Annotated in this window: 16 protein-coding genes and 1 pseudogene; 5 read left to right on the top strand and 12 right to left on the bottom strand. The window is 67.4% G+C overall.

The features are described 5' to 3' along the window. Positions 1-121: 121 nt before the first annotated feature. From dmpG to RVF83_RS09640, 6 genes are all read right to left on the bottom strand, one after another. Positions 122-1,219: a 4-hydroxy-2-oxovalerate aldolase gene (gene dmpG, locus RVF83_RS09665; RefSeq protein WP_005194334.1), complete on the bottom strand. Its 1,098-nt coding sequence runs from the start codon at positions 1,217-1,219 to the stop codon at positions 122-124. Then, positions 1,216-2,121 (bottom strand): acetaldehyde dehydrogenase (acetylating), encoded by a 906-nt coding sequence (locus tag RVF83_RS09660; protein ID WP_005194335.1) that lies wholly within the window; start codon positions 2,119-2,121, stop codon positions 1,216-1,218. The genes dmpG and RVF83_RS09660 overlap by 4 nt, the downstream gene beginning before the upstream one ends. 36 nt (positions 2,122-2,157) lie before the next feature. Then, positions 2,158-2,946, bottom strand: coding sequence for a 2-keto-4-pentenoate hydratase (locus tag RVF83_RS09655; RefSeq protein WP_005194337.1), 789 nt, complete (start codon positions 2,944-2,946; stop codon positions 2,158-2,160). A 162-nt stretch (positions 2,947-3,108) separates the two neighbouring features. Continuing rightward, entirely contained in the window at positions 3,109-3,819 is a 711-nt protein-coding gene (locus tag RVF83_RS09650; RefSeq protein ID WP_005194338.1) for an ABC transporter ATP-binding protein, read from the bottom strand. After that, positions 3,816-6,578, bottom strand: coding sequence for a branched-chain amino acid ABC transporter permease/ATP-binding protein (locus RVF83_RS09645; protein ID WP_005194340.1), 2,763 nt, complete (start codon positions 6,576-6,578; stop codon positions 3,816-3,818). The genes RVF83_RS09650 and RVF83_RS09645 overlap by 4 nt, the downstream gene beginning before the upstream one ends. Before the next feature lie 21 nt (positions 6,579-6,599). Next, positions 6,600-7,763 carry an ABC transporter substrate-binding protein gene (locus RVF83_RS09640; protein WP_341262017.1) on the bottom strand — a complete coding sequence of 388 codons (1,164 nt, stop codon included), beginning with the start codon at positions 7,761-7,763 and terminating at the stop codon, positions 6,600-6,602. Positions 7,764-8,175: 412 nt separating this feature from the next. Between RVF83_RS09640 and RVF83_RS09635 the strand changes: the two genes are divergently transcribed. From RVF83_RS09635 to RVF83_RS09625, 3 genes are all read left to right on the top strand, one after another. After that, positions 8,176-8,778: a TetR/AcrR family transcriptional regulator gene (locus tag RVF83_RS09635; protein ID WP_005194343.1), complete on the top strand. Its 603-nt coding sequence runs from the start codon at positions 8,176-8,178 to the stop codon at positions 8,776-8,778. Positions 8,779-8,843: 65 nt separating this feature from the next. Next, positions 8,844-10,115, top strand: a complete 1,272-nt coding sequence (locus RVF83_RS09630) for an NADH:flavin oxidoreductase (RefSeq protein WP_005194345.1) — start codon at positions 8,844-8,846, stop codon at positions 10,113-10,115. 85 nt (positions 10,116-10,200) lie between these two features. Further along, positions 10,201-11,004, top strand: a complete 804-nt coding sequence (locus RVF83_RS09625) for an IclR family transcriptional regulator (RefSeq protein WP_005194346.1) — start codon at positions 10,201-10,203, stop codon at positions 11,002-11,004. A gap of 19 nt (positions 11,005-11,023) precedes the next feature. Here the strand turns inward: RVF83_RS09625 and RVF83_RS09620 are convergent, their stop codons facing one another. Continuing rightward, positions 11,024-11,677, bottom strand: a complete 654-nt coding sequence (locus tag RVF83_RS09620) for a PadR family transcriptional regulator (RefSeq protein ID WP_005194348.1) — start codon at positions 11,675-11,677, stop codon at positions 11,024-11,026. A 103-nt stretch (positions 11,678-11,780) separates the two neighbouring features. On the opposite strand from RVF83_RS09620, the gene RVF83_RS09615 reads away from it, so the two are divergent. Further along, positions 11,781-12,128, top strand: coding sequence for a hypothetical protein (locus RVF83_RS09615; RefSeq protein ID WP_005194349.1), 348 nt, complete (start codon positions 11,781-11,783; stop codon positions 12,126-12,128). Continuing rightward, positions 12,121-12,774, top strand: coding sequence for a Dabb family protein (locus tag RVF83_RS09610; RefSeq protein ID WP_005194350.1), 654 nt, complete (start codon positions 12,121-12,123; stop codon positions 12,772-12,774). The genes RVF83_RS09615 and RVF83_RS09610 overlap by 8 nt, the downstream gene beginning before the upstream one ends. 31 nt (positions 12,775-12,805) lie before the next feature. On the opposite strand, the gene RVF83_RS09605 is transcribed toward RVF83_RS09610, so the two are convergent. From RVF83_RS09605 to RVF83_RS09585, 5 genes and pseudogenes are all read right to left on the bottom strand, one after another. Then, positions 12,806-13,717 (bottom strand): alpha/beta fold hydrolase, encoded by a 912-nt coding sequence (locus RVF83_RS09605; protein WP_005194351.1) that lies wholly within the window; start codon positions 13,715-13,717, stop codon positions 12,806-12,808. 62 nt (positions 13,718-13,779) lie between these two features. Beyond that, complete coding sequence (locus RVF83_RS09600; protein ID WP_005194352.1) at positions 13,780-14,055, bottom strand: hypothetical protein; 276 nt, start codon at positions 14,053-14,055, stop codon at positions 13,780-13,782. Positions 14,056-14,109: 54 nt separating this feature from the next. Then, positions 14,110-15,795 (bottom strand): 3-ketosteroid-delta-1-dehydrogenase, encoded by a 1,686-nt coding sequence (locus RVF83_RS09595; protein WP_005194354.1) that lies wholly within the window; start codon positions 15,793-15,795, stop codon positions 14,110-14,112. Continuing rightward, positions 15,792-17,805 (bottom strand): annotated as a pseudogene (locus tag RVF83_RS09590) (FAD-dependent oxidoreductase). The gene RVF83_RS09595 and the pseudogene RVF83_RS09590 overlap by 4 nt, the downstream one beginning before the upstream one ends. Next, positions 17,802-18,686: an SDR family NAD(P)-dependent oxidoreductase gene (locus tag RVF83_RS09585; protein ID WP_005194357.1), complete on the bottom strand. Its 885-nt coding sequence runs from the start codon at positions 18,684-18,686 to the stop codon at positions 17,802-17,804. The pseudogene RVF83_RS09590 and the gene RVF83_RS09585 overlap by 4 nt, the downstream one beginning before the upstream one ends. Between the last annotated feature and the right edge of the window lie 29 nt (positions 18,687-18,715).

The following is an 18,715-nucleotide window of genomic DNA, read 5'->3' as shown; positions in this document are numbered from 1 at the left end:
GAGTTGCGCACAATTAACTCATCGAGCGGTCCTGACGGGTGCCGAGATCCCACACAATGGGAGGAAGTCAGTGCACCTGTGGTGGTGGAACTTTCGGTGGTCGAGGCCGGCGAGCTGGGGCTCAGACCCCGGCGTTGGCGTCCTGCTTCTTCTTCAACTCCAGCGCGATGTCGATGAGCTGGTCCTCTTGGCCGCCGACCAGCTTGCGCGCACCGGCCTCGAGCAGGATCTCGGCGGCCGAGACGCCGTACCGTTCGGCGTGGCCCTCCGCGTGCTTGAGGAACGAGCTGTAGCAACCCGCGTAGCCCATCATCATCGCCGGGCGGTCGACCAGGCACTCCGACGGCATGGCCGGTCGGACCACGTCCTGCGCCACGTCGGCGATCTTCATGAAGTCGACGCCGGTCGTGATGCCGAGCTTGTCGCACACCCCGACGAAGGCCTCGGTCGGGGTGTTGCCCGCGCCGGCGCCGAAGCGTCGGATGGAGCCGTCGATCTGCTGGGCTCCCGCACGGATCGCGTTGACCGAGTTGGCGATCGCGATGTCGAGGTTCTCGTGGCCGTGGAACCCGACCTGGGCGTCGTTGCCGAGTTCGGCAACCAGCGCCTCGACGCGGACGGTGACGTCCTCGAGGACCAGGGCGCCCGCGGAGTCGACGACGTAGACGCACTGGCAGCCGGCGTCGGCCATGATGCGGGCCTGCTTGGCGATGACCTCCGGCGGCTGGCTGTGACTCATCATCAGGAAGCCGACCGTCTCGAGTCCGAGATCCCGCGCCAGACCGAAGTGCTGGATGGAGACGTCGGCCTCGGTGCAGTGGGTCGCGATGCGGCAGATCTGGCCGCCGTTGTCCTGCGCGGCGCGGATGTCGTCCTTGGTACCCAGTCCGGGCAGCATCAGGAAGGCGATCTTCGCCCGCTTGGCTGTCTCGGCGGCCGCCTTGATGAGTTGCTGCTCGGGGGTTTTGGAAAACCCGTAGTTGAACGACGAGCCGCCGAGACCGTCGCCGTGGGTAACCTCGATGACCGGCACACCGGCCTCGTCGAGGCCGCCGACGATCGCCCGCACCTCCTCCTCGGTGAACTGGTGACGCTTGTGATGGCTGCCGTCACGCAGAGAGGAATCGGTGATGCGGATGTCGAGGGTGTCGGAGTACTTGCGCGCGTTGGCCATCAGCTTCGGGTCGCGCGGGGTGGTGACCACATTGGTGGTGCTCATGCGGGGACTCCCAACTTCTTCTTCGCGAGTTCTTCGCCGACCTTGGTCGCGGCGGCGGTCATGATGTCCAGATTGCCCGCGTAGGGCGGCAGGAAGTCGCCCGCGCCCTCGACCTCTACGAAAATCGACACACGTGCGTAGCCACCGTTCAGGACGCTCGGCGGGTCGAACTGCGGGTCCTGGAGCAGGCGGTAACCCGGCACGTACTGCTGGATCTCCTTCTCCCGCCGGTGGATCGATTCCGCGATGGCGTCGGTGTCGGCGTCCTCGGGAATGGCACAGAAGATGGTGTCGCGCATGATCATCGGCGGGTCGGCCGGGTTGAGGATGATGGTCGCCTTGCCGCGCTGCGCCCCACCGATCGACTCGACGCCTGCGGAGGTGGTGCGGGTGAACTCGTCGATGTTGGCGCGGGTACCCGGGCCGGCCGAGACCGAGGCGACCGACGCGACGATCTCCGCGTACGGGACCGGGACGACGGACGAGACCGCGTGCACCATCGGGATCGTCGCCTGGCCACCGCAGGTGATCATGTTGGTGTTCGGGGCGTCGAGGTGTTCACGCAGGTTGGCCGGTGGGACCACGGCGGGTCCGACCGCCGCCGGGGTGAGGTCCACCGCGGTGATGCCGGCGGCCTCGTACTTCGGGGCGTACTCACGGTGCACGTAGGCCGAGGTGGCCTCGAAGATGAGATCGGGCTTGTCCTGGGACCCGAGGAGTTCGTCCGCACCACCGCTCATCGTGATGAGCCCGTGGTCGGCGGCGCGCTTCATGCCCTCCGAGTCGGGGTCGATGCCGACCATCCATCGGGGTTCGATGACCTCCGAACGCTCCAGCTTGTACATCAGGTCGGTGCCGATGTTGCCCGATCCGATGATCGCCGCGGTCAGTTTTGCCGCCACGTGGACCCTCCTCTTGCTAGTGAAGTCTGTTGCATGTCAGGTGAAGTCGAGAGTGACCGAACCGAGGCCGGCGAATTCGGCCACGAAGTGATCACCCGAGGAGATGTCGATCGCCCGCGTCGCCGTGCCGGGCAGTATCACGTCCCCCTTGCGGAGCCGGACCCCGAAGCTGTCGACCTTGCGCGCCAGCCACGACACCGCGTTGAGCGGATGACCCAGCACTGCAGAGGAATTGCCCTTCGCCACGATCTCGCCGTTACGATGCAGAACCGCGTCGATGTCCCCGGTGTCGATCTCGCTGATCGGGACACGCTGCTGTCCGAGAATCCAGCCGCACGACGACGCGTTGTCGGCGATGGTGTCGCACAGCGTGATCTTCCAGTCCTTGATGCGGGAGTCGATGAGCTCGATCGAGGGCACCACCCACTCGACGGCCGCGATCACGTCGGAGTTGGTACATCCCTCACCGGGCAGGTCCTCGCCCAGGATGAACCCGACCTCCACCTCCACCCGCGGGAAACACAGCTTCTTCGCGTCGATGGGGGTCTCCTCGAAGTACTGCATCTCATCGAGGAGGTGACCGTAGTCGGGCTCGTCGACGCCCATCATCTTCTGCATCGCCTCGGAGGCGAGCCCGACCTTGTGCCCGGCAACCCGGGCCCCGGCGTCGAGACGCTTGCGGATGTTGATCAGCTGGATCTCGTAGGCGTCGACCACGTCGAGGTCGGGATGCGCGTCCGTGGGACGGTCGATGGCCGTCGCCGACTTCTCCGCCTTCCACAGCTGCGCCGCGATCAGCTCGCGAACTTGCTGGTCAACCGCCATTGCGCCCTCACCTTCCCAATGTGAACGTGTTCTAGTTTAGAACACGTTGCATTTTCGGGGCACCCCTCTGTCCGATCGCCCGGAAATCCCCCGCCGGCGACGCTGTCACCACCTCCGCCGCGTCCGTGGCGACGGTCTTCTCATCCGGCGAGCGGATCGCCGTCAAACACTCAGGTACGCCCTCTCGATCCGGGCGGGGTCCGCACGCAAGGCCTGGGCGGAGTCGTCGATCGCGATGCTCCCGTGGACGAGGATTCCGGCCCGGTCGGCAATGCTCAGGGCGAGCTGGACGTGCTGTTCGACGAGTACGACGGCCATCCCGCGCTCGTCGGCGAGCCTGCGAAGGACATCGAGGATCTCGTCGACGATCACGGGAGCGAGTCCCATGCTCAGCTCGTCGATGAGGAGCACCTTGGGTCGCTGCACGATGGCCCGGCCGATGGCGAGCATCTGCTGTTCACCGCCGGAGAGGCGTCCCGCCTCGACCCCGAGCCGTTTCCGGAGTGAGGGGAAGTAGCCGAGCACCTCCTCGACCGCCGCGGCACGGTTGCCTCGTGCCTTCACCGCGAGACGCAGATTGGCGTCGGTGGGCAGCTGGCGGAACAGAGCGCGATCGTCCGGCACGAGCACCAGTCCCGCCCGCACCGAATCCCGGGGGCGATCGGCCGGCAGCACGCTCCCGTCCACCGCCACCTCACCGGCGAAACGCGGCACCATCCCGGCCAGGGACATCAGTAATGTCGTCTTGCCCGCACCGTTCGGTCCGAGGAGACATGCGATCTGGCCGGCCTCGACGTCGAGGTCGACGTCCCGGACGCACGGGCGTTGCCGGACATAGCCTGCGGACAGTCCGCGGCAGCGGAGAGCGGTCATGACAGGACCTCCTCTGTTTCGACGGGCCGGGTTTCGACGGACTCGACCGGTGCACCGAGATAGGCCCGGACGACCGCGGCGTCGGCGCGGATCTCGTCAGGTGTCCCCGTCGCGATGACCCGACCGAGATCGAGCACGACGATCCGGTCGCAGATGGACAGGACGAGGTCCATGTCGTGATCGACCATCAGGATCGACATCCCGGCATCGCGGGCCTTGCACAGACGCTCGCCCAGCCAGCGGCTCTCGCTCGAGTCGAGTCCGGCGGCCGGCTCGTCGAGCAGCGCGACGATCGGCGACATCGCGAGGACGCGGGCCACCGACACCAGCTGCCGGTGTCCCTGCGAGAGTGTCGAGACCTCGGCGTCGGCCAGGTCGGCGATACCCAGGGTGGCGAGCACCGTGGACACGCGCTTCCCGATCGGTTCGTCGGACCGCGATCGGGTCGCGCCCACTGTCACGTTCTCGGCGACCGACAGGTCGTCGTACAGTTCGACGTCCTGGAAGGACCGGCCCAGACCGCGCCGGCCACGCACGTGAGGACGCTGGGCGCTCACGTCGTCGCCGTCGACCGTGACCGTGCCCGTGGACGGGGCGAAACCGGTGATCGCGTCGATCACGGTCGTCTTCCCCGCACCGTTGGGTCCGATGAGTCCGACGATCTCGCCGGGATACACCTCGAAGGAAACGTCGGCCGCGGCGACCACCGCACCGTAGGACACGCCCACACCGTCGACCGCGAGGGCCGCCCGGCTGCGGTCGACCGCCGGCGTCGGGGATGGAACAGTTTCCTGATCCCCCTCTGACACATCGGAGTTCGTGCGTTCACGACGGAACAGGGCCGGCCACGGGATCTTCGGGAGCCGGCTCGCGATGCCGTCGGGGTTCGCCATGACCGAGACGATCAGCAGGATGCCGCTGATCAGGGTGTAGTACTCGCCGGCGTGCAGGAAACGGTCGACGAGGATGTAGAGCAGGCCGCCGGGCGCCATGAGCCCGGCCAGGATGCCGCCCGTGATCGAGGTGATCCCGGCGATGTACATGACCGCGAACAGGCTGATGCCCAGGAAGACCGTGAACGATTCCGCGGTCGCCAGGGTCTGCTGGTAACCCAGCAGCGCGCCGCCCAGACCGGCGATGAAGGCTCCGATCGCGAACGCCGCCAGCTTGGTTCGGGACACGTCGATGCCGGTCGCGGCGGCCGAGCGTTCGTTCGCGCGGACCGCGAGCATGTCGGTGCCGAGCGGGCTACGGCGTAGCCACGCGACCCCCAGTGCCACGACAGCCAGCGTGCACAGACACAGCAGTCCGAACGCGATCCGCGGATAGCTCTCTCCCGCACCGATTCCGAGATCGATGCCGAAGATGCGCGGCGTGTCGATCGGGGCGCCGTTGACGCCGCCGTTCAGGGAGGGGTTCCGGAACCAGAACGCCTCGAGGAACACCGCGAGGGCGAGGGTCACCACGGTCAGTGGGAGCCCTCGGACCCGGAGCGCGGGTAGGCCGACCACCACACCGATGGCGGTGGCGCCGAGGGCTGCCAGTATCGGTGCGAACGGGAACGGGATGCCGAGATGGGTGTTGAGCGCCGAGAGCGAGTAGGCGCCGACACCCGCAAGGGTCAACTGCGCCAACGAGACCTGGCCGGCGTACCCGGTGACCACGACCTGGGAGAGCGCGACGATGGCGAAGATCATGCTGGTGACGATCGCCGCGCGATAACTGCCGCCGGTCAACAGCAGTGCGATGACCGCGGCCGCCATCGCCACGAGCGCCGGGAGGAGAACGTGGTCGGGCCGGGGTGCCCGGCCGAGTGCCGGCCGGGCGACCGCACCGCGGTCCGGTAGCGGCCGGCCCCGGACAACGAGGAAGGCCATGATCAGAATGAGCGGAATCGCCTCCCCCATTCCGGTTTTCGGCAGCCAGTCGAAGGTGTTCTGGAGGTTGGTGACCTCGGACTGCAGGGCACCGATGGCGATACCGGCAATGACGGTGAGCCAGATCGACGAGAAGTTGCCGACCAGGGTCGCGGCGAGCGCCGGCACGATGAACATCGTGTAGGCCACCGGATTCAGGGTCACCAGCGGTGCGATGAGGATGCCGCCGAGACCCGCCAGCACCGAGGACAGCGCCCAGTTGCTGAACGCGATCCGGTCCGGCGACAACCCGGTCAGGTATGCGCCCTTCTCCGATTCCGCGGCCGCCTCGGTGGCCATGCCGAATCGGGTGTACCGGAAGACCAGTGTGGTGACCACGGCCAGGCCGACGACGCAGCCGGCGAGCCACATCCGGTCCGTCGGGGCCCGGCTGTCGCCGATGGTGATGGTCTCGATCGGGAAGATCGGCTCCACGAGCGGGATCTCGGTACCCACCCGCTGCGCGATGAGCGCCTGGAGCACGATCATCAGGCCGATCGATGCGACCGCCTTGGCGACCACCGAGGCGTTCCGCATCGGACGGAAGATCAAGGCATAGAACACGAGTCCGAGGACGGCGGCGATCACCAGGGCGATCGCCATGGCCGGGACGACCCCAAGAGGCCCACCGAGATGGACCGTCTTGGGGAGTCCCGGGATCGGGACCATCAGCTCCCCTGTCCTCAGCAGGACATAGGTATAGGCGGTGTACAGAGCCACGGCGCCGGTCGCGAAGTTGACGACGCCGGAACTCTTGAAGGTCATGACGAGCGCGAGCCCGATGGCCGCGTACACCGCCCCGTTGCCGAGGCCGAGTACGAGATAGGAGAGATGGTCGGTCATTGATCGTCCTCGTGTGCCGGGCTAGGCGGCCGGCTGCTGGCCGGCCAGCTTCAGATCGACCGGCACGCCTTCGTCGTTGACGGTCCCGTAGAGCATCTGGCTGGAGCACAGCGCAGGCATCTGCGGGAACGCCTTGCCATTGCAGGTCACCGTGATTCCGCCGCCGGCGGGCATCTCCACGTCCTTGGCGGACTTGATCGCCGCACCCAGCGAGGCCGGGGTCACATCACCCTGGACGCCGCCGGCGGTGCGCACGAACCCGAGCAGCACCTGGTAGCCCGACGCACCGGCGCCGGTGATCGACAGATCGGGTGCGTACTGACCCAGGACCGATCGGTACAGCACCGAGTCCGGGTTGTCGGACAGGTAGTCCGTTGCGGTGATACCGACGTTGCCCTTGACCGTGTCCAGTCCGATCACCTTGGTGACGTTGGGATCCAGGCAGGTGGGGATCAGGATCTTCTCCACGTTCGGGTCTGCGGTCTGGACGGCCTTCAGCACGCCCGCGCAGGTCGCCGCGTCGGCGATGATGCTCACACCGTCGGGCTTCTCCGAAAGGCCTGCCGAGACCATCGGGGTCGGATCCGGCACGCCGAGCGGCAGGGGCACGACCTTCAGATCCACACCGTAGGCACCGAAGACGGGCGTTCCCATCTGGGTGATGACGTTGCCCATCCCGCCGCCGTCACTGGCGAACAGGGTGACCGACTTCATCCCCTTGTCCGTGGCCCCACTGGCCATCGCGGTGAGTGTGCCGGGCAACCCGGCCGACAGCGCGGCGACGTCGGGGGAGGTCAGCTCGATCGGCGACACCGCGTTGAGGGTGACGTAGGGGATCTTGGCGCCGGAGATGATCGGCACGATCACCTGTCCCATCGAGGTGCCCGGCGACAGCACCGCGGCAACCTTCTTCTCGACCAGTTCGTTGGCGCACTTGGTGGCCGAGGTGGGTTCCTCCTGCTGCTTGCAGACCACGAGTTCGATCGGCCGGCCGGCGAGGCCGCCGGCATTGTTGTTGACGTACTGCACCGCGGCCTCGGCGCCTTGTCGGTACTCGGGAATCGACACCGCGGCGCCGCCCTCGGGTGAGACGAAACCGATCTTGATCGGTTCGCCGGACGCCGGCTTCGAGGGGGAGTGATGACGTCGAGGCCGACGAGGCGCTGTCGCTGGTGGAATCGTCACTGCCACAGGCGGTGGCGCCGAAGGTGGCGACCAGGGCCAGTGCACCGACGCCGACGACGGTCCGCCGGTGCCGAATCAGTCCGCCGAGTTTCATATCGGGATTCTCCTTCACGAGATGTGCGAGAACCCGCACCGGACGAGACATCCGACACGCACAGTTCCTCGCGTGATGCACATCACCCTCCGGGTGGCGGCAGTGAATTATGTGCGTACCGTCGCGGGCGCGCGATGACGCATTCCCATTGACCGGGAGGTCAGAAAAACCGAGCCGGGAACGCTGCGTCGTTTGGTCAGACGACCCGAAATAGCGTCTGCCGCAGCTACTTCAGCCGGCACCGCGATACCGACCAGATCAGGCGAACGCGCCGGTGCATTATTGACAGTCCTCGCCATAAATGGTGATGTAGCTCTCATGACGCTCGCATCCGGCACACCCCGGCGGCGCGGACGACCGTCTGTCCTCGACACCGACGACGTCGTCGCCAAGGCGTTCCGCCTCTGGTCGACGCACGGTTTCGCGGCAACGAGCTGGCAGGATCTGGCCGCCGCGACGGGAGTGAGCACGCGAACACTGCTGCGCCACTTCCCGTCCAAATCCGACATCGCCTGGCTGGGCGTCGAACCGGCGACCGAACGCCTCACGGCCGCACTGGCCGCGACCGCCGACGACGTCCCCCTCGGCGACGCCGTCCGCCACGCGATAGCCGAGTCGGTCTCACACGAACCGCACGTCCAGCGCGTGAGCGCCGACTGGTTGCGGCTGATCTCGTCCGAGCCCGAGCTCGTGGCGATGGCTCCCGCCGCCTACCGGCCGTGGATCGCAGAGCTCGCCGGTTTCATCGGCCGACGCCTCCCCGAGGCCCCCACCTCCGTGTGCCGCGCGATCGCCACGGCATACCAGGCTGCCACCTTCGACGCCCTGCTCAGCTGGGCCGAGATCGCCCCGGACATCGACTCGGCCGATGCCGTCGAAGAGGCACTCCGCTGGCTCACGATCACCGTCCCGGCCCCGTGACGTACCGGGAACCGACCCCACCCCCACCCCCACTCCGGCCACAGCCCGATCCGAAAGGAAACCCCATGACCGTCGAGAACGATTCGCCGACCACTCCCTCACCGACCTCCGAGTCCACTCCACCCGCACCCACCCATCCCGACCCGCTGGCCCCGGCGCGCATCGGACCCGTGGAGCTCCGAAACCGGGTCATCAAGTCGGCGACCTTCGAAGGCGTCACCACGAATGCACTGGTCACCGATGCCCTCATCGACTTCCACGTCGCCGTCGGCGAAGGCGGTGTGGGCATGACCACGGTCGCCTACCTCGCGGTGGCACCCGAGGGACGGACCGAACGCGACCAGATCTACTGGCGGCCAGAGGCGCTCCCCGGCCTGCGCCGGCTCACCGAGGCCGTCCACGCCACCGGAGCCAAGATCTCGGCGCAGATCGGACATGCCGGCCCGGTGGCCAACTCCCGGTCGACCGGGCTGCCGTCGATCGGACCGTCGACCCGGCCCAATCCCCTTGCCATGGCGCTCGATCGTGCAGCGACACCGGCCGACATCAAGCGCGTCGTCGAGGCGCACGCCCAGGCCACTCGATACGCCAAGGAGGTCGGCTTCGACGCGGTCGAGGTCCATCTCGGCCACAACTACCTGGCGAGTTCGTTCCTGAGCCCGAAACTCAATCGCCGCAGGGACTCCTGGGGCGGGTCGCTGACGAATCGCGCCGAGTTCGCGCGCCGCATCCTGGCGGCGGTCCGCGAGGCCGCCGGTGACGACATCGCGGTTCTGGCGAAGATGAACATGGCCGACGGCGTCCCCGGCGGATTGTGGCTCGACGAATCCCTCCGCGTGGCAACGATGTTCGAGGCCGACGGCCATCTCGACGCGCTGGAACTGACCGGCGGGTCGTCGCTGCTCAATCCGATGTACCTCTTCCGCGGCGACGTGCCCGTGCGTGAGATGGCCGAGACCCAGAAGGGGATCGTCAAACTCGGAATGAAGATGTTCGGCAACATGGTGTTCTCCCACTACCCCTATGAGCCGCTGTACTTCCGCGACTTCGCCCGCCAGTTCCGCGACGCACTCACGATGCCGCTGGTCCTGCTGGGCGGCATCACCGACCTCGACGCAATGAACACCGCGATGTCCGACGGTTTCGAGTACGTCGCCATGGCGCGCGCGCTGCTTCGGGAACCGGACCTGATCAATCGGATCGGCAAGGACCGCGATGCGACCTCGCTGTGCATCCACTGCAATCTGTGCGCGGCCAGTATCTTCACCGGCACCAGGTGTCCGCTGGTGATCGAGCCGGCCGCTGACGGGACGCCGAACCGGGACCACGTTGCGTGACCTGCTTCACAAACACGCTCCACTGTGGCATATTCCTAATAGAAATAGCCATGTCAGAGCGTTAGCTGTGTGAAGGAGTGCCGACATGACGACGCTTGCCGAACCCGCCCCGATCTCATGCGACCGGCCGGGGACGCCCATGAACGACGCGGCCCCGACCGCCGTTCTCGATCGCCTGTCGCTGGTCCTGGAGGCGTTCGCCGGGCGCGAGACGCTCAGCCTCGCGGAGGTCGTCGTCCGCACCGGGGTGCCGAGGTCGTCGGCGCACCGCATGCTGGACCGTCTGGTCGCGATGCGGTGGCTCCGACGACAGGGCCGTGACTACAGCCTGGGCATCCGCCTCGTCGAGCTGGGTTCCCTGGCCGTCCACCAGGATCGCGTGCACTCGGCATCCGCCGATCATCTCCATCACCTGTACCGGATCACCGGCATGGTCGTGCACCTCGCAGTTCTCGACGGCGAGGACATCGTCTACCTGGACAAGATCGGCGGTCGGCTCGCGGCACATGTGCCGACCCGGGTGGGTGGTCGATTGCCGGCCGAGCGGACCGCGCTGGGGAACGCCCTGCTCGCCTTCACCGGCCGAGACCTCCCCGGTGACGCCCTGATCCGGGAGCGCGGGTTCGCCACGCACCGGGACGGGGCACTCCGCGGGTTCGGGTGCATCGCCGCCCCCATCGGCCCCGTCGGTGAGGCGACGACCGCGGTGTCGATCTGTGGACCGTTGCGGGACATGAGGTTCGACCATCGGATGACCAACCCGGTACAGCTCGCGGCCGGCGCGATCTGGCGGAGCCTGTCGGTCGGGGTGCGGGTGACACCGACACTTCAGCGCCGCGATCTCCTGCGTTCGCTACCCACCGCCGCGAGCGTGCTGTCCGAGGGGTAGCCGGGCCTCCCGCAGCCTGTCAGTCCTCGGCGGCCGAACGCCAGGTCCCCGGGTTCCGCGGGACCGGCAAGCCGTTCTCGTCGTGTGCGGCGGACTCCCGGTAGCGGGTCGCCGCCTCGTCGATGTCGTCGAGAAGCTTTCTCGCCAGCCGGATCTCGGACTCGAAGTATCGCTGCGACCACCGCAGGCTCATCTGTGAGAAGGCCCAGGCCGGTTCGTCGTCGGAGTGTTCGGCGTGGACCCCGGCGCGTCGGGCCTGCTCGGTCAGATTGTCGATGTGGGCCTGTACCAGCTTCTTGAGCTGTTCCGGCTCCTGTAGATGCCCCATCCAGACACGAAGCATCACACCATGTTTGAGGACTGGTAGCTCCACGTCGGCGTCGCGGGACCAGCTCCGCAGCGCCGACACCCCCGCGTCCGTGATGCTGTACAGGCGCCTTCCCCGCTCCCCGTCACCGGCGACCATCCTTGAGGTCACGAGCCCACGATCCTCGAGCCTCTTCAGTTCGGTGTACACCTGGCTCACCGAGGGACTCCAGTAGAAGAACCCGATGCTCCAATCGGCCCACTTCTTCAGATCGTTGCCGGTGAGTTCCTCGCCGAACGACAGCATGCCCAGCACCGCCCAGCTGGTCGCCGGGAGATGCGGATGAGCAGCGCGGTCAGGTCCCATGATCGTCCACCTTACAAACTGCACGCCACCCTCAGGGCGGGTCATCTCCCGGCTACCGGGAAGCGTTGTCCGGAGCGGAGTTACGGGCACCTACCGTGGTCCCATGCCCGACGCCACCATCTTCATCGTCGATCAGGTCGTCGTGCGGCCCGGCCGCGCCTCCGAGTTCATCGGCGCATACCTGGCCGAGTACGCGCCGTCCGCGCACGAACGCGGCCTGACGCTAGACCGGGTCCTGGTGAGTCCGCCGGCGTGGATCGACGGGGTGAACAACACGGTGACGGCGACGTGGACCGCGTCCGGGCCCGGCGACTGGTGGGCGGCCGCGGTGCGTGGGCGGCACGATCCCGAGCCGGCCCGCTGGTGGAAATCCGTGGAGCCACTGATCGTCGAGCGCACCCGTTCGATGGCGGCCTCCGTCGACGATGTGGAGAAGCTGAACGATGTATAAGGTGACCGCACTCCTCCACCTCGCCGACCCGCGGGACCACCCCGAGACCGCGGTCATCGTCAAACGGTTCCGTGGTGTTGCCGAAAGCTCTCGGGCACAACGCATCCTGATCGAACCGACCTTGCCCGGCGTTCGCAACGGCGGGGACCTGATTGTGCATCTCCAGTTCGCCACCGCCGCGGACTGGGAGGACACCCGAGCGGCACTCGACGCAGCCGTCGAGGACAGCGCGGTTCGGCACGTCGACGCGGTCGAATACATCGCAGCGGACCGCCCGGGCACCTTCGGACGACGCGACGACGGCCCCTCGCCCACCGTCTATCGGACCCTGCTCCTGCGGGTCGACGAGACCGCGCCGGCCGTCGAGGTCGACCGCTTCGAGAGCGCCACGCTGGCGATGCCCGATCACATGTCGGGGATCAGGGCGTGGCAGCTGAGCCCGGTGATCCGCGCACGCGGTGCGTCGACATGGACCCACGTCTGGGAGCAGGAGTTCGTCGACGTCGATGCCCTTACCGGCCAGTACATGATGCACCCGGTGCACTGGGGTCTCGTCGACCGCTGGTTCGACCCGGAGTGCCCGGACCGGATCATCTCCGATCGTGTCTGCCACAGCTACTGCCGGTTGCCGGCCCCGGTCATCTGATCCGCCGATCGGACGACCGGGCCGGCGCTCTCTAGCGGTCCAGGAAGGCCAGGACCACCGACTCCCAGGCTTCCTTCTGCTCGATCATCACCCAGTGGCCGCAGTTCGGGAAGATGTGAATCTCGCCGTGGGGGATCATCCGCATCGGCAGGATGGACATGTCGAGCGGGCTGACCCGGTCGTCACGTCCCCATGTGATCAGAGTCGGAACGGCCAGCTTGCGCAGGTTCGCCCATCCGGGTGTCGCCTCCGACGACCGCATCGCCTGCGCCATCCGGTCCAGTGCGGCCCGCCCGTACATGGCCCTCGAACTGGCCAACGTCTCCGGATCGGTGGCCTGCTCCCACCGCTCGTCGATCATCTGCCCGGTGACGAGCGAACGATCGTAGACCATCGAATTCAGCCAGGCCACCAGGGATTCGCGGGACGGGTTGTCGACGAACTCGCCGAGCCGGATGATGCCCTCGCCCGGTTGCGGGCCGAACAGGCTCGTACCGGCGCCGCCGACCGTCACCAGCTTCTCCACCCGCTGGGGGTCGGAGAGCGCGAAGTCGGTGGCCACGAAGCCGCCCATGGAATTGCCGATCAGTCGCACACGGTCGAGGCCGAGACCGTCGAGGAGGGCTCGCACCGCGGTCGGCGCCGAGTGCATCGGGTGGGGCGCGCCGAAACTGTCGCTGACCCCGAAACCGGGAAACTCCAGGACGATCGTCCGGTAGTGCCGGGCGAGGACCGGCACGTTGCCGCTGAAGTTCCGCCAGCCGGTCACGCCGGGACCGGAGCCGTGCAGCAACAGCAGAGGCGGTCCGTCGCCGGCCTCCCGATATCGCAATGTGCCGTGTTCGGTGACGAGTTCACGGAGTTCGGGAACGCCCGGCTCTCCGCCCGACGTCTCCGTCTTCTCGCCTGCTCCGGTTGTCTCGATTGCGCTGTCGGTCACCATACTCGCAGAGTCCCACCTCCGCGATCGGCGTGACGGCGCCCTTCCCATTCAGCGGGCGTCGTTCAGTGCAGACGCGGAACGTTCTGTCCCACAGGGAGTTCGATACCACTCTCGGTGAGGGATTGCTCCGCGAACGCCTGATCGATGGTGCGCAGGAGCTGCTCGCACCCGTGGGTGTTCGCGCCGAAACCGGCAGCGGTTCCGGCGGCGTCACGTGCCGCGATGAAAGGGCACTCGCGCGCATCGAACGGCCACTGGATCGAGGTGTGCGCCGCGCTGAACTTCTCGACCAGCACCTCACGGCCGCACCCCTGGCACGAGATGGGTTGCATCGTCATACGACGCCTCCGGCCGGATCGACTGCCGGCCCGTCGGTCATCTGGCTCACCGTGTCACCCCTCGAGCCTGCCGGCCGCGCTCAGTGCGGCGATGTACCCGTAGACGAGGCCCTGTCCGATGGTCGCGCCCGCGCCGGGGTAGGTCGCACCGAACGCATTCGCCGCGGTGTTGCCGGTGGCGTACAGACCGTCGATCACCGATCCGTCCTCGCGCAGCACGCGCGCCCGGTCGTCCGCCTCCAGGCCGCCGCACGTCCCGAGATCACTCAACTCCAGGCGTACGGCGAACAGTCCGCCGCCGAGCGCGCGGAGCGTGGGGTTCGGACTGATCGTCGGATCGCCGTAGTACTGCTCATAGGCGTTGGTGCCGCGTCCGAACTCGTGGTCGACGCCGACGGCGGCCGCCGCGTTGAACGCGTCGAAGGTGTTCCGGAACGTGGTCTCGTCGACACCCATGTGGATGGCCAGGTCACCCGGATCATCGGCGCGGACCGCGATGCCGTGCTCGTACCACGCCCGGGGCAGCGGCTGCCCGGGAAAGAGACTGCCCGCCATGAGGTAGCTGTTGCGGTACCGCTGGTCGAACACCAGCCACATGGTCCCGACCGGATCGCCCGCCTGCTCCCGGGCGAGTACCCGCTGTCCGAAGGTCATGTAGTCGAGTGCCTCGTTGATGAAGCGGCGTCCGGACGCGTCGACGATGAACGATCCGGGCAACGACCGCTCGGCCAGGAGCACCGACGGCGACCCGCCGGGCACGGCGGCGACCGCGGGGAACCACCACGCCTGATCCATCGACGCCACCCCCGCACCGAGGTCCTGACCGACCTTGATCGCGTCTCCGGTGTTCGCGGTACAACCCAGACTGCTGTTCGCCGACAACGACTCCGATTGGAATTTGTGTCGCATCTCCATGTCGTGGTCGAAGCCGCCGGCCGCCAGCACGACGCCCCGGCGCACCCGCACGGTGACATCGACGCCGTTCCGGTTCACCACGGCCCCCACCACCCGGTCGTCCTCGACGACGAGATCGACCATCGGGGTGTCGGTCCAGATCGGGATGTCCGCGGCCAGCGCGCCCGCGAACAGTCCGGCGGCGATCGCCTGTCCGCCGGCGGCGTATCGCCGCTTGACGACGAGCCCGCCGAGCCCGATACCCAGTGCCCTCACGATGCGCCGGAGCGAACGACTCGGCGTGCTCCGCAACAGGTTCAGCCATTTGTAGTCGGCACCGGTGATGGGCATCGGCAGAGACGATTCCATCAGGCCCGGCCGGAGGCGTGCCTGTTCGGGACCGAGCGTGGCGACGTCGAAGGGCTTGCACTCGCAGGTGCGGCCGACGGCGGATCCCCCCGGTTCGTCGGGGTGGTAGTCGGAGTAGCCGCGCGCCCACATGAACGTCATCGGCGTCGTCCGCTCGAGCATCGCGATGGCCTCGGGACCGTGTTCGAGGAAGGCCGCACCCCTCTCGGCGGGCGCGCTGTCGCCCACCACCGCACGGACGTAGTCGGCCGCGGCCGCCGGGGCGTCGTCGGGCTGATCACGGCGCAGAACCGGATTGCCCGGGACCCAGAACGCCCCGCCGGAGCGCGCCGTCGACCCCCCCACGTACTCCGACTTCTCCACCACCAGTGTCGACAGTCCGAGTTCGTGGCCGGCCAGGGCGGCCGCCAGTCCGGTACCCGAGCCGACGATTAGGAGGTCGACGGTCGCAACGGTGTGCCCGACGTTCGCGCTCATGATCGGACCGCTTCGGTGTCGGCGCTACGCCCGACGGCGTCGACGAACGTCAGGTCCTCGGGGTGCGGTTCGCGCAGCATCGTCCAGTAGTCGACGAGACGCCACGGGCACGGCACCACGGCCCGGCCGGCACTGTTCCGGTAGTAGCTGTTGACCTCACCGCCCGGATGCATCCACACCGTCTCGTCGAGCGCTTCGTCCACCCGCGCGTTGTACTCCGCGAGCGCCTCGGGTCGCACGTCCATGGACTGGTGGTCGTTCTCGATCAGATACTGCAGGCACTCGACGATGTAGTGGACCTGCTCCTCGCTCGTGATATTGTGCCCGGCACCGTGATTCGGTCCCGAGTTGGGGCCGGAGGTGACGAACAGGTTCGGGAAGCCCGAGACCTGCACGCCCAGGTATGCACGCGGATCCTCGCCTCCGTCCCACACCTGCGCCAGACTCCTGCCGTCGCGACCGACGATGTCGATCGCGGTGGTGAACTGCAGCTTGAACCCGGTGGCCAGGATGATGACGTCGGCCTCGAGGAACTCGCTCTCGGTAGTGCGCACCCCGTCGGCGGTCACCTCGGCGAACGACGCGCGATGCAAGGAGACGTGATCGCGTTTGAGGGCCGCGTAGAAACCGGGGTCCTTGACGATCCGCTTGGCGTACGGCCGGAAGTCGGGGGTCAGCTTCGCCATGAGTTCCGGATCGTCGGCGAAGTTGTCCTGCAGATACTTCTGCGCGTTACGGAGCACCATGTCGTTCTCGGCCGAGGCCGAGAAGTGCGTCGCCGCCCATTCCGGGTCCACCCGCGGCAGACGGTACAGGTTGTCCGACGCGAACCAGTAGGAACGCAACCGGAACCACTCGTGGTAGAAGGGCAGGTGAGCGAGGGCCCACCGTTGTTCTGCGGCAACGTCGTTGACGACTGCTCGCTCCGGCACGATCCAGTGCGGGGATCGTGCGACGACGTCGAGAGAGGCGACCTGGTCGACGATGCTCGCCACCACCTGCACCGAGGTGCACCCGGTGCCGAGAACGATCACCTTCTTGTCGGTCAGATCCAGCGCCGGATCCCATTGCGCGGTGTGCACGACCGTCCCGGCGAAGGTGTCGAGGCCCGGGACGTCGGGAATGTTGGGGTGCGTTCAGCATGCCCAGTGCACTGACCACCGCCCGTGCGGAACGCGTAGAGGTCGTGCCGTCCGCGTCGCGGGTGACGACCTGCCACCGCTGATCACTCTCGGACCAGGTCGCGGACACCACCTCGGTGTTCAGCCGGATGTGTTCGCGCAGACCGTATTTGTCCACGACGGACAGCAGGTATCGCTGGTACTCGGGTCCGGTCGGGTAGTACCGGGTCCACTCCGGGTTGAGCTCGAACGAATAGGAGTAGTAGTGACTCGGCGTGTCGACCGCTGCACCGGGGTAGAGGTTGCGGTGCCAGGTCCCGCCGACGTCGCTGTTCGCCTCGAACACCGTGTAGGAGAACCCGGCCTCTCCCAGCTTGATAGCTGCGTTGATACCCGTGATCCCGGCGCCGATGACGATGACGTCGAAGTCGGCGGGAGGAGTCATCGTCACCGGGACGTTCCGCCGGCTTTTCTCGAACCCGGCCTGCTCCAGGAGAAGCGGGACGAACTCCTCGTGGACCACCTGCGACGTCGCCACGCGAGCCATGTCGGCGAAGACCTCTTCCGACGGCACCCCCATCGCGGCGGTCAGGTCGGACCCCACGAGTAGTTCGACGGCGCGCTCGCGAATGTCGGCGACCACGTCCGCGGGGTACACGCCGGCGGGCAGGGTGTTGTTGTTCGCCGTCTGGTAATGCGTTCCCGGTACGGAGATCTCGAGCCTGGTCCCGAATTCATCGAGCAGACCGAGATCGCCGGTCACGTGGATCAGCGACATCAGCAGTGGCGCCGGATCGCAGTTCGCGATCGCGGCTCGCAGAGCTGTCTCGTCGACGGATGCCGAATCGGCGGCGTCTGAGTAGGTGGTCGCAGAGACTGCGTTGGTCATGATGCACCTTCCGGTACTGGCACACCCATGCGGGTGAGCATGTCTCGTGGGTCGGCGGGCGGGGCGAGGTCGAGCAGTTGGCGGCCCCGCCGGTGTACAGCGGTGGTGCACATCTCGTCGTCGGAGTGAATCCAGAACTCACCGGCCGCGATCTGGTCGACCATGTGCGCGGCGGCGGCGAGGGGATCGAGTCCGCGTTCGACGTTGTCGCGCTGCATGGCGGCGAACACCGCGTTGGCCGTGGGATTGTCGGTCGGGGCCTCGCGCAGCGCCGACCGGAAGATGTCACTGCGGATCGAATGCGGTATCACCGCGCTCACCTGGATGGGTGCGCCCACGATCGACAGGTCTTGGTGGAGACATTCGGTCATCGCCAGCACGGCATGCTTGCTGACGATGTACGGGGCCTGCACCGCAACGGCATTCAACCCGCCGACCGAGGAGAGGTTGGCGATGCACGACGGGGTCCCGGCGGCGATCATCCGCGGCACGAACGACTTGATGCAGTAGAAGACACCGTCGACGTTGATCTGCATGAGCCGACGCCAGCGGGCGTCGTCGATCTCCCAGAGCAACCCGGCGGATTCGATCCCGGCGTTGTTGATCAGCAACTCGACGCTGCCGTGACCGTCGAACACCGCGGCCGCGAACTCCTCGACCCCGCATGGGTCGGCGACGTCGACGGCGTACGAGCACGCGCTCCCGCCGGCAGCGCCGATGTCGGCGGCGACGGCCGCGGCGCGTTCGCGGTCGATGTCGGCGACCACCACGTGCATCCCGAGATTGCCGAGGTGACGGGCGAATCCCTCACCGATACCGGCCGCGGCGCCGGTGACGACCGCGGTCCCCGACGAAAACCTCTGTGCTGTTTCGTTGGTCATGATTCCTGTCTCGATCGATGCCGGTCGGC

Source organism: Gordonia rubripertincta (assembly GCF_038024875.1).
GTDB classification, from domain to species: domain Bacteria; phylum Actinomycetota; class Actinomycetes; order Mycobacteriales; family Mycobacteriaceae; genus Gordonia; species Gordonia rubripertincta.
The sequence above is the reverse complement of the archived record's forward strand: the minus strand, read 5'-3'. Positions and strand labels throughout refer to the sequence as shown.